This is a genomic window from Lacrimispora brassicae (genome assembly GCF_054772055.1).
Genome location: NZ_BRYH01000025.1, coordinates 247,933 through 260,019, shown reverse-complemented (window position 1 = coordinate 260,019; position 12,087 = coordinate 247,933). Strand labels below are relative to the sequence as shown.

The window sequence follows — 12,087 nt, the reverse complement described above, 5'->3', positions numbered from 1 at the left end:
GCTTCGCTCGACTTGCATGTGTTAAGCACGCCGCCAGCGTTCATCCTGAGCCAGGATCGAACTCTCAAATTTAAGCATACAGTCTTTGAAAGCGGTCGGTGATTGGTGAAAAAGTCTGTTGAAAGCGAGCTTTCATAAGGACTTTTTTGCAAATCTCCGAACATTTGCGAAGCAAATGGTAGCGAATGAAGCAAAGCTTCATGAGCGTACCGCTTGGACTTGCCATTCGGTTCAATCCGGGGTCAAAATCAACAAACTAGCTAATTTTTTTCCCGTTTTACTTGTTGTTTGGTTCGTATACAATTGCTTGTATTTGTTCTGAATTGTTCTCATTCAAAGCCATCAAACATGGCTTGTTTTATTAGAATTTTCAGGGTTTTACATACTGTTCAATCTTCTGTTTTCAAAGTGCTTTTTTTCGTGTCGCTGTCGCAGCAGCAACTTTTAAAGGATATCATGTCCGGTTGTTTTTGTCAACCATTTTTTTCATTTTCTTCAAAACTTTCTCATCGATCACCGATGTGTTTTGGAAGGAATTTTGCCACCGTTTTCAGCGGCGAGTTATATCATACCAAAGCATTCGACAAAAGTCAACAATTATTTTTAATTGCTTTCATAATTTTTTCCTTTATAAAAAAGCCGAAGATGAAACCTCCTATTATATGCTGATATTAAAAACAATCATGGATAATTCTTGCCCGGTAACATACAAAATATAAAACCAAAGCAAAAGCCCGGGTTCCTGTGCCTTTTCCCCTGTTGTAAGACTATTACACAATAAATACCAGGAAAGAGAAAAGATCAGTATTTTCCATACAGACGCAGAAACTCGTTTATAAACCAAGCCTTGAAACTACCATATCCAGCAGATATAGTTTCACAGTTTCAACTCCAGTGACTATTTTGTGTAACCAATTATGTTTTTTTTAAATAAAGTAACCAAAATGGTAACTATTGTGTTATATTTATGTTATGATTTGCCGATATAAATATATAGCCCATTTGTAATGAAGAAGGAGGTGTTCCTATGACGCGTCTTGGATTAAAGATTCCGGTATTCCGTAATTCAATATCCGGCAATCAGCATGGCAGATCATTTTCAGCCATGGATAATCCAAAGAGTGTGGCCTTAAAAAGACCGGGCAGAACTAAATCCCACGTCCAGCGAAATAGATTCTCGTGGCTTGGTCCGGGGGATCTGATCCATAAAGGCTCAAGACTAATTTCATCTGATTATATATACATAGGAATGGAATGACCAGAAACCGGAGCCAGCATTTCTTTGATTGTGAAACCAGACCGGTCATATCCTGCCGCCTGCTGGCTACAGCCAAAGAAACCATGGAAAATCAGCCAACTACTTGCTTACAGGGAAAAGGTAGCAGGTATTTTTAATGTTAGGGGAAGAAAATGAAAGAAAAAAACAAGAAAGGGTTTTTCAGCCTTTTTCAAAACGTAAAACGTTCTGCGGAATCTTCGGAAGAATCCATTGAAACTGCTGTCATTTCGCCTGAAGAAGCCGAAAATGAGAATATTGATAAAACAGCAGAGGATCCAACCGAACAAAATAGTTCTGCCGCAGCAACCGCACCTTCTGAAATCGAACAAAACGCGCCCTCCCCTTCTTTTATATGGGAGCCGTTTGATGATCCACTTACGGTACGGATGGATGAAGAAGCATTATATAGTGAATGCACTCAGTTCTCCAGTAAAATGCGCTCATTGTCCAATGTCTATAAACGAACAGCCGAAGCAGCCCAGGAACTGGAACCTCAGCCAAAGGCGGCCCAGGCCCATCTTTATCTCTCAAATAACCAGATGGCCGCATGGATTTATGTCATTCCTCCATTTAACGGTGGCGAGAGTATAAAAGCAGAAGATTTGAAGTCCATGCTTAATCAGGAACGTATATCCACCGGAATCATAGCGGACGCGCTGAACTCAATCGTTGAAAACCAGATTTATGACCAGTCCATACTGGTTGCAAAGGGCATTCTGGCACGCAACGGAATCGACGGGTCCATTAAAGACCATTTTAAACGTACCCTTAATCTTGAATTTAAGGAAGAGGAAAACGGGTCTGTAGACTATAAAAAACTAAATAACATTCAATCCGTCAAAGAGGGGGAAGTGATCAGCACCATTACCCTCGCTGTTCCAGGAGAAAATGGTATGACCATAACCGGAAAGCCCTATCCCTGCACCATCAAGGGCACTAATGTCCCCATCCCAGGAGGCCGCAATACTGTGCTTACGGAAGACCGGACTCTTCTTATTTCTCAGAGAACAGGCCATGTGACATTTGCCAATGGAAAATTCCAGGTAGATCCTATCCTTAAGATAAACGGCAATATTGATAACAGCACAGGAAACTTAGACTATGACGGAGACATATTGATCACAGGAGACGTAAGAAACGGCTTTTTGGTGAAAGCCACCGGAAACATTGACATCCGCGGCTCCGTAGAAGGTGCCCAGATTACGGCCCAGGGATCTATTACCATTGCCAGCGGCATGTCGGGAAACGGACGCGGTGTTTTAACCTCTGATTCTGACGTCAAATGCCGTTACCTGGAGCACTGCACCGTCTCCGCAGGAGGCAATGTCTATGCGGAAAGCATTATTAACTCCAAAATTGAAAGCGGGCAGGATATTGTGGTGACCTCCGGCATGGGAGTTATTATCGGCGGCTCCCTTTTGGCTTCCAACAGCATCACAGCACGTATCATTGGCTCTAAAGTACGGCGGCTGATCACTGAATTAATCATTGCCAATGTACCTAAAAACGTGGAAGAATCCTCCCGTCTTTCCAGAGAGCTGGATCAGCTCCACCATAATATGGCGGAGGTAAGAAAGAATATTACTTATCTTGAAACTACCCAAAGGCCGGATAAACAGCAGCTATTGGATAGTTTAAAGCAGGCTTCCACTTATTTGAACCTTCGGGAACAGGAGATCACAAACCGTTTGAATGAAATAACTGTAATCGACAGGGAGCAGTCCGGACTGATTCAATGCCAGCAGCTCCTTCCAGTGGTGCGCATCAAAATCGGCTCCTCCAGCCTGCTGGTCCAGGAAGAATATTCCAGAAGCATTATTTATAAAAACAATGAAGGGGAAATTACGATCGGAAGTAATTAGATCAGAAGGAGGGAAGCTATCATGAAAAAAACAATTATGATTGTCGATGATTCAATCGTAACACGCAACGAAATAGAACAGTTACTAAAAGGAACAAATTTTGACGTAATCTATCAGTGCAGAAGTGGGGAAGAGGCTCTGGAAGCCTACGAAAAAGAAAAGCCCGATATTGTGACCATGGATATCATAATGCCTGGAATCGATGGTATCGAAGCTTCCAAACGCCTGCTGGAGCATCATCCGGAAGCAGGAATTATCATTATCAGTTCCCTTGTCTATGATAAAACGCTGCAGATGGTGCAGGAATTAGGCCCCAATGTTCCTTTTGTTTTCAAGCCCATTAAAAAATCATATTTTATCGAGGCCTTGATAAAAGTAAGTGACGCGATTTCCAAAAAATAAGCGGTTCAGCAAGCAGGGCTTATGCATAACTGGAATGATATGTTATTGAATATTATATGAGAAAAGCCTAATGGAAAATCTGTTGGTTCAGACTTCCCATTAGGCTTTTCTTTTTATAAATTATAGATTGATCCAACCGTTGAGTCATCAGAATCAAGGGGACTGGAAATACTGTAGGAAGCCATCTGCATCCGAAGCTTCATCAGTTCGATCAGATAGAGATAATCGGATTTCTCCGGTACAAGGCTTTCCGTTTCCCCTTCCCAGGATTGGCCTGTCAGGTATTCCAACGGATTAGATACATTCGAAGCATACCCTGACGTTTCAGTATCACCCGAGCCCATATAATTCTTAACCTTTTTTACATACTCCTGTGTTTCCTTAAATGGAGGGATTCCTCCGTATTTGCTCACATTGTTGCTTCCGGCATTATAGGCTGCCAAAGTGAGATCCACATTTCCATTATACCGTTCCAGATTTTCTTTTAAATATTTAGCTCCGCCCATGATGTTGCTTCTTGCATCATAAGGGTCGTCCACTCCCAAAGATCTGGCAGTAGCAGGCATTAACTGCATCACTCCGGCCGCCCCCTTCTTTGAAGTGGCAGACGGGTTAAAATTCGATTCCGCCTTAGCAACCGCCTTTAGCAGCTTCTCGGAAACACCATATTTTTTAGAAGCCTCTGAAAATATGGCCTCAAGGTTTTCCGGCGCTTTTATCACTGATTTTAAAACCTGTTTAAAATTACCCTTGGCAGATGAAGCTGCCGTATATCCTGCCTGCCCGGCCTTTGCGTTTGCAAGGGCGGACAGCTTTATCTGGTCTATCGTTGCCAAAATTCAATCCTCCCGTCAATTTCTGACTATTACTGAATCCATTTTCCTGAAGCATCCACCCAATAACCGCCTACATGAGTGCTGCTTGCCATGCTGCCGTCTGAATTCAGAAAATACCAGACTCCAGGCTGAGGCTGTATCCAGCCTGTCAGCATTTCTCCTCCTCCTGGATTTAAATAATACCATTTCCCGTTGACAAACTGCCAGCCCATAAGCAATTTCCCATCCTTGGGATTTAAGTAATACCACCTTTGACCTGATTGGAGCCAGCCTGTCTGGCGGATTCCATTCCCGTCAAAATAATACCAGTCGTTTAATATCTGCTTCCAGGAATTCCTGGGGATCCCCCCGTCTTCCTGCTTGTAGGTATCCCCCTTCCAGACGCCTGATGTATCACCATCATATTCCATAATGGTATCTTCAGAAGTGACATAATCCCCTTCCTTCATATACTTACGGTCATCAGCGGAAAAACCGATTGCCCGGACTTCATAGTAATAAACCGCATCCTTATCCATATATTCAGATAAATCCATTGTATTGGTTTCCACGGAAATACGCTTTTTCAGCTTGTCATCTGCATACAGGGCAACCTGATATCCTGTGGCAAATTCAACCTTTTCCCACACAGCCTTTGTCTTTTTGCTGTCGCTCCAGCCGGCCCTTGCCGTTTTTCCTAAAATTACTACAGGAACATAATCCACCTTTACTTCCAGGGTATTATTATCCAGAGCTTTTGCAGAAACAAATTTGGCTCCTGTGATCTTGCACTCAGACCGGTTGTAGGCATCTGCAAATATGGTGGTGTCTGACGTTAAAATCACACTGGCCCGTTCATTTTTCGCTGCTTTCCATTTGCTTATGTCCCGTTTCCAGATAACCTCCTTAACCGATACTCCGGCAGTTGTTGCAGAAATCCCCGGCATGAGTATTTCTTCATTTCCATACTGGCTGTCAAACTTAAGATTCACGCTTCGGATCACTACGGAATCGGCACCATAGGTTTTTACTGCCGGCAAACATGTCAGCACCGCCGTGAATACAGCCAGGAACACAGAATACAGTTTTCTTCTTTTCTCTCTCATCATTGTACCCATACCCCATCCTCATTCACCGGAAATCCGTTGATCACCGTATTAACAGCCATGGTGCCATCCTGATTAAAATAGCGCCACAGCCCGTCGATCTTCTGCCAGCCTGTTACCATGACTCCATCCTCTCCGGTAAAATATGTATATCCGTTCCTGATGATCCAGCCCTTTAGCATAGCTCCCTCCAGGTTTCCCTGAATGGCATTCAGATAATACCATCTTCCCGCCTGGTTAAGCCAGCCCTTCTGCATAGCGCCCTGGCTGTTAAAATAGTAATAATAGCCGTCTATGACCTGCCAGTCCGTTGCAGCGGCTCCCATAGGGGCTTCGTAACCGTTGTCCGGGTAAAAATAATACCATGTACCATTAATATTATTCCATCCGGTCACCGTGGCGCCTTTAGAATTCATATAATAGATATCGGAATTCAGGATAAACCATCCGGTCACCATCTTCCCTTCCTGGTCAAAACGGTACCACACATTATCAAGCACCAGCCAGGAATTAGCCTGGACCGTTCCATCGGCATACCGGTAGTACCATACTCCCGACTGCTGATCCCAGCCCTCTTTTACTCCCGTGCTGTTTGTCCCGCCGGCAACCGTATCTGATTCTTTCCCTGTTCCATCGGAGACATCCCGGTCCCTGATGACCAGTTCGTCAGACTCCACCCAGCCGCTTTTCTTTCCATTCTTCAGTTCTTCCTGTTTAAAAGGAACAGAACGGATCTTGTAAGAATAGGTTCCCTCCTCTGTCATATAGGGATAGAAATTATAGGAGGTGGCTTTTACCTGCTCTTTTTTCAAAATAAGCTTTTTTCCGCAGTAAAGCCACAATTCATAAGCGCCTGAAGTGTTATCCCCTTTCGACCAGACGGCCTGGCCAAGCCTTGTATCCTTCCAGCCCACATCTTCCGGTTCCGCATACAGGCCTTTGACGGGTTTCGTCCTTAAGGTCACAATTAGGTCGCTGCCCTTGCGTTTTGCACTGACATAGGAACCTCCCGTGATTTTCATCTTTGTAGCTTCATAAGAGGATTTAAAATAAGCGTCGTATTCATCGGAAGGGGTGAGAGTCACATTCATCCTGGGTTCTTCTCCTACCGTTAAGTCTTTTGAAGTGGAGGTAACCCACTCCGCTTCCCTGACAGTGTATCTTTTATCCCCGGAAGTCACATAGCAGTCCCCGCTGGTTTTATCAATCTGTATATCAGGCAAACGGTCCCCTGCCTCAATATTAAGTACCACTTTGATGCTGATTGAATTGATAGACTCCGTTGCCATTGCTTTTTCAGGGAACAGACACAGACATAAAGCTATAATTACGGCTATGCCCAATCCCCTCTTTTGTTGTTTCATGTAATCGCTCCTTTTAACTAACACACCTTTGCTTTGCAATTTATAAATTTCAATAAGGTTTCTCCATAAACAATTATTGTATCTTTCTTCTTTTAAGTTGTTCCAGGAATGTGAATCTTCTGACCATGGATTCCTGATAAGTAGTCATATCAAAGAAACGGCTGCCATACCGGTAACGGGGCGGCTCATTCTCATCTGATATTTTTTCCACCCATAAAATAGAAGCCTTGAGCCTGGTACAGTCGTGATCAGTTTCAAACAGAAGAGAAAAGATCTGGGACTCCTTTAATTCAACAGCCGCTTCCAGCCCAATCCCCCCTGCGCTTATATCTTTTGCTTTAGCAGCTATGTGTGTAACCTTTCCGTCTGCATCCGCAGTCTCCAGGGTGACAGGAATCGATACCCTGACCTTAAGGTCGCGGCGTCTTTGTTCTATGCCGATCAATTCGTCGATCAGGCATGGAACCTTATAGATCGCATTTCCGATTTCTCCGCTTTCGTCGCCATTGATCTTCACCCTTCCGGACAAACGGCATTTACATGTAACAAGCCCCTGAACACTGTCATAAAATACGATCACGGATTCTGTGTTAACCTTATCCACATCTTCCTCTTCAAAGATGAGTCCCATGCTGGACTTATGGGAATCAACTACCTTCACTTCTGCAATAAAGACACCATCTAAAGTATAAACACATGCTTTTTCACATTCAATAAACATACCCTACTCCACCGTTTCCTCAATTATTATTTCTTCTTCCTCTATTTCCTTTATATGCTCCGGTTCTGGTTTTTCCACCGGACCTGGCACATAATCCAGGAGATAAAGATAGATATCCACGATTGCCTGATATAATTCTTCCGGCACCTGGCTCCCAAGCTCAAGCTGGGTCAGAATGGTTGCCAGGGAATTATCCTCATAAACGGGCACACCGCTTTCATTGGCAGTCTCTATTATTTTCTCCGCCATATACCCCATACCTGAGGCCACAATAACCGGAGCAGAATTCTTTGCATCGTCATACTTCAATGCAACTGCCTTTTTATTTAACGTGTTTCTAAATTCTGACATCAACGGAATTCTTCCTTTCATGGATTTTGGGAAATACCTCTACCGGGGAGGAAGGTCCGCCCCCTGCCTGAAGATATATGTTATCCGCCCGGAAGTGATGCCGGTCAAGGATATTCTTAAGTCCCTTATGGATATTGGCCTCTGATTTTTGCATTCTTTCTGGATAATAAAGCTGTAAGGAGGCCGCATTGTCCCCATAAAAAAGCAGCAGCTTAAACTGGCCCAATTCCCTGATATCGAATTTAATGAAAATTCTGGCCGTATGCCTTGCCCCGGCCTGGGTGCTGCTGCCCTCTTCATCAGGATCGATCCACATCTCGGAGAACAGTTTCCGTCCGTTTACATTCATGGGGAATGCCAGATGCAAAAGGGGCATATAAACGCTTTCATTTAAAACCATGGAATGGAGCATATTCTGAAACATCTGCTTATTCTCAAGGCCGGTATCCCCTTTGACACCGGTTTTCAGAAAATCCACAAACTTATCCGCCCACTGGTTTTTCCCTGCCGCCTGCTCCATATCCACCTGATTAAGAAGTTCACCGAACTGCTCCATTGTCATGGATCCGAAAAATTTACGGAATCCCTGATAACCCGTCAGCCTGGAAAAGGACTGAAGAACCTCTCCCTTGTCCCCATTTTCATATCTGGCTATCAGCACCGTTAAAAGGGATATCTTATCCCGTATGGTCCCCATATCGTGATTCATCGCAATATAGCGGCCCAGAAAGGGAAGGAGCTTTTCCTTTAGAAGCGCACTGTTCTGAGAAGTCTGTCCTTCGGGTGCAGATAAGTCCAGTTCCTTTAACAAAGCCTCTATCTGCTCTCTCGTCTGCTTAAAAACATATGCCTCCATATCCTTCACTGTATTAAATATATCATGAAGTATGTGCTTTCCGGAAGACATATCACTGAATTTTCTAACAAAATTTAAAACTTCTGCTTTTAAATCCACAGAAGTCGTTTCCGCCATCACTTGACGGAGCTGGTCAAAAATACCTCCGTTAAAGCGGACCGCCGATTCGGTCTGTTCCTTTATAAAGGGCAGGATATCTTCGGCCTGCATCTGGGTTGCCTCAAAAAAGGAAGCGATCTTCTGCGCTGCTTCCTCTCCCATGACTCCCCCTGCCAAAGCTTCTTCTCCCTGAAAAAAAATATCGGTAAATATTTTGGAAAGATCCGGTATATTTTTTACCAGGTTAAGAAACGCGCCAAAATTTGACCCGTACTGGAATGCCAACTGCTGTTCCCCGTTTCCTCCGGAATCAGAGCGGTTATCCCCTCTCATCACCTTTGAAGGGTCTACAGGATTCTGGATATGGACTCCCTGGCCGGCCTGGGGGTTGTTTTTTATCGTCGAATTATCATAACCGGAAAGCGGTGTTGTAACTTTCAAAATATCTGCCATACTATGCCTCCATCTATCTGGTGTTTTACATATTTTTTCCAAAGGTTATTTAATTTACTATTATTTTTTATCCAACCATACCGATAAATAGATATATACTAAACTAAACAAGGCGGTGTAAATATTATGGATAACGGCATGGAAAATATGCTTGATATGTATCTCTTTGAAACCAATTCTCTTCTGGAGCAATTGGACGAACTGCTGATAGAAGCCGAAAAGGCTGGAGATTTTACGGTGGATGATGTGAACGAAATCTTTCGTATCATGCACACCGTCAAGGGTTCTTCCGCTATGATGGAGTTCACTTCCCTGATGCAGATCGCCCACCACATTGAAGATTTATTCTTTTTTATTCGTGAGAACGGTCTGGATTCCCTTGACATTTCTCACAAAAGCACCCTTTTTGACTTAATGTTCCGTTCTACTGATATGCTTCGTGCTGAAGTTTCAAAAGTAGAAAACAATGAGCCACTTAGTGATAATGTCGACCATCTGACTCAGGAAATTAATAGTTTCTTGAAAAAAATCAGTAAGGATAATAACGAGACCGGAAAAAAGGAAAAAAGCCAGAAAGCTCCTAAAGCCCAGGAATCCACTGCCACAACCGCCCCTGAAGCTCCGGCTGTCAACCTGGAGGAGGTCCGGATGGATCTGGCAGACTGTCCCGATGACAAGGCTCCTTTCTTCCTGAGGATCTTCTATGACGAAGGCTGCGGGATGGAAAATCTTCGCGCATTTATGCTGATAAGCACATTAAAAGAATCCGGACTGGAATTTAGCTTTTATCCGGAGGATGTGGAAACCAACAGCCAGAGCAGCAGTTCCATCATTGAAAAGGGCTTTTTCCTGACCTTTATTTCCCGCAAGGATGCGGACATTGCAATCTCCCAAATCAATAACTTAAACAATATCCGTTCCTATGAGCTTATTGAAAATGTGCGGGCAAAAACCTCCGCAACGGCGGAAGCCCAGAACGTGCCGGCATCTTCCGCGGCCTCTGACCATGAAAGTGCCGGAGCCCCCAGCACTCCCGCCGCAAACGCCGGACACCAGATGCCCAGCAAACAGAACTTAATCAGCGTGAATTTAACAAAGCTGGATAACCTGGTTGCCATTGTAGGGGAAATCGTCATTACGGAATCCATGGTGACCTCCTCTCCGGAGATCCAGAACCTGAAAAACTTAGACAGCTTTTTAAAGGCTACAAGACAGCTTCGCAAGCTGACCGATGACCTCCAGGATATTGTCATGTCCCTGCGCATGGTGCCCATATCCGGCGTGTTCCAGAAAATGAACCGGATCGTCCGGGATATGAAGCAAAAGCTTAAAAAGGATGTGCGCCTGACCATCATCGGCGAGAACACGGAAGTGGACAAATCCATCGTTGACAGCATCGGTGATCCCATCATGCATATTGTCCGCAACTCCATGGACCACGGAATTGAAGAGACTGCCGAAGAACGTATTGCCGTGGGGAAAAATCCTCAGGGAGAGCTGACTCTTTCCGCAAGCCATACGACCAATGAAGTAATCATCTCCATCAGCGATGACGGACGGGGAGTCAACCCTGCGGGAGTTCTGGCAAAAGCTAAGAAAAACGGCGTTCTCACAAAGCCCGAAAGCGAATACACCCATAAAGAAATCCTGGCCCTCCTTCTTGCTCCCGGTTTTTCCACCAACGAAGTGGTTACTGAATTTTCCGGCCGTGGAGTCGGCATGGATGTTGTTAAGAAAAACGTTGAGAACATCGGCGGCACCATCACCATTTCCAGCGAATTAGGAAAGGGAATGTGCACCACTTTAAAAATCCCTCTTACCATGGCTATTGTGGACGGTATGGAAATCTCAGTTGGAAAATCTGTCTTTACCATCCCCATCGCCAACATCCGCCAGTCCTTTAAGGTGAAGAACGAAGAGGTGATCTACGATACGGAAGGCAATGAGATCATCAAATGTATGAACCAGTTCTACCCCATCATCCGCATTCACAGGCTTTACAACATTGAAACGGAAATCACCAGCATTGAGGATGGAATCCTTGTATGGGTGGAATCCGGCGACAAGTCCTATTGCCTTTTTGTAGATGATCTTCTGGGAGAACAGCAGGTGGTTGTAAAACCGCTTCCCGTATACTTAAACAGCTTCAACATCAAGGATTCGGGAATCAGCGGATGTACCATTCTGGGCGACGGCAATATCAGCATCATATTAGACGTTTTAAATCTGTATGCTGCAGCACATAATCAATACTAATTTGGGAATTGGAGGAATACAAATGTCAGCAGAGAATACAAGAACAGCCATGTCTGGTGCAGATAATTATACAGAGGACGGTTTTATTTCCAGCGGGCCAGAGACTATGGAACGCTACTTAACCTTTCGCACAGATAACCTGATTTTTGGTGTAAGCACCAATTATATCATTGAGATCATCACCAACCATGCAATCACCCCCATGCCTATGATGCCAGGCTATGTAAAGGGAATCATCAACTTAAGAGGCCAGATCGTTCCGATCATTGATATCCGCTTAAGACTTGGCAAACCGGCCATTGAATACACCAACACCACCTGCGTCATCGTTCTGAATGTGGATTCCGTTTTTATCGGAGTCATCGTAGATGCCGTAGATCAGGTTCTGGACATTGACTATTCCAGCATTTCCCCAGTTCCCGCCAATAACCGGGAAGATCTGGTAAGCGGTATGATATCCCTGCCGGACAATCACGTTGTCCTGCTTCTGGATTGTGAAACTCTAGTTAATAACTCATAAAGG

The 12,087-nt window shown here is 44.3% G+C and carries 10 protein-coding genes and 1 rRNA gene; 4 read left to right on the top strand and 7 right to left on the bottom strand.

Annotated features, from left to right (window positions below):
• A 16S ribosomal RNA gene (locus ACYVD3_RS13185) occupies positions 1-72 on the bottom strand; the annotation flags it as partial.
• Positions 73-1,410: 1,338 nt separating this feature from the next.
• On the opposite strand from ACYVD3_RS13185, the gene ACYVD3_RS13180 reads away from it, so the two are divergent.
• Together ACYVD3_RS13180 and ACYVD3_RS13175 are read left to right on the top strand one after the other, a co-directional pair.
• The gene (locus ACYVD3_RS13180) at positions 1,411-3,141 is read left to right on the top strand and encodes a DUF342 domain-containing protein (RefSeq protein WP_460642984.1); all 1,731 of its coding nucleotides are present in this window, start codon (positions 1,411-1,413) and stop codon (positions 3,139-3,141) included.
• 21 nt (positions 3,142-3,162) lie between these two features.
• A complete protein-coding gene (locus ACYVD3_RS13175) occupies positions 3,163-3,543 on the top strand; it encodes a response regulator transcription factor (protein ID WP_460642983.1) in 381 nt (126 codons plus the stop codon).
• A 113-nt stretch (positions 3,544-3,656) separates the two neighbouring features.
• Here ACYVD3_RS13175 and ACYVD3_RS13170 read toward each other — a convergent pair whose 3' ends face one another.
• From ACYVD3_RS13170 to ACYVD3_RS13145, 6 genes are all read right to left on the bottom strand, one after another.
• A complete protein-coding gene (locus tag ACYVD3_RS13170; RefSeq protein WP_460642982.1) occupies positions 3,657-4,379 on the bottom strand; it encodes a lytic transglycosylase domain-containing protein in 723 nt (240 codons plus the stop codon).
• Between the two features lie 29 nt (positions 4,380-4,408).
• Positions 4,409-5,476, bottom strand: coding sequence for an N-acetylmuramoyl-L-alanine amidase family protein (locus ACYVD3_RS13165; protein ID WP_460642981.1), 1,068 nt, complete (start codon positions 5,474-5,476; stop codon positions 4,409-4,411).
• Entirely contained in the window at positions 5,464-6,828 is a 1,365-nt protein-coding gene (locus ACYVD3_RS13160) for an N-acetylmuramoyl-L-alanine amidase family protein (protein ID WP_460642980.1), read from the bottom strand. The genes ACYVD3_RS13165 and ACYVD3_RS13160 overlap by 13 nt, the downstream gene beginning before the upstream one ends.
• A gap of 73 nt (positions 6,829-6,901) precedes the next feature.
• The gene (locus ACYVD3_RS13155; protein ID WP_460642979.1) at positions 6,902-7,549 is read right to left on the bottom strand and encodes a PilZ domain-containing protein; all 648 of its coding nucleotides are present in this window, start codon (positions 7,547-7,549) and stop codon (positions 6,902-6,904) included.
• 3 nt (positions 7,550-7,552) lie between these two features.
• Positions 7,553-7,900 carry an EscU/YscU/HrcU family type III secretion system export apparatus switch protein gene (locus tag ACYVD3_RS13150; RefSeq protein WP_460642978.1) on the bottom strand — a complete coding sequence of 116 codons (348 nt, stop codon included), beginning with the start codon at positions 7,898-7,900 and terminating at the stop codon, positions 7,553-7,555.
• Entirely contained in the window at positions 7,887-9,308 is a 1,422-nt protein-coding gene (locus ACYVD3_RS13145; RefSeq protein ID WP_460642977.1) for a hypothetical protein, read from the bottom strand. The genes ACYVD3_RS13150 and ACYVD3_RS13145 overlap by 14 nt, the downstream gene beginning before the upstream one ends.
• A 126-nt stretch (positions 9,309-9,434) precedes the next feature.
• Between ACYVD3_RS13145 and ACYVD3_RS13140 the strand changes: the two genes are divergently transcribed.
• Together ACYVD3_RS13140 and ACYVD3_RS13135 are read left to right on the top strand one after the other, a co-directional pair.
• Positions 9,435-11,564, top strand: a complete 2,130-nt coding sequence (locus ACYVD3_RS13140) for a chemotaxis protein CheW (RefSeq protein WP_460642976.1) — start codon at positions 9,435-9,437, stop codon at positions 11,562-11,564.
• Between the two features lie 22 nt (positions 11,565-11,586).
• Positions 11,587-12,084, top strand: coding sequence for a chemotaxis protein CheW (locus ACYVD3_RS13135; RefSeq protein ID WP_460642975.1), 498 nt, complete (start codon positions 11,587-11,589; stop codon positions 12,082-12,084).
• Positions 12,085-12,087: the final 3 nt, after the last annotated feature.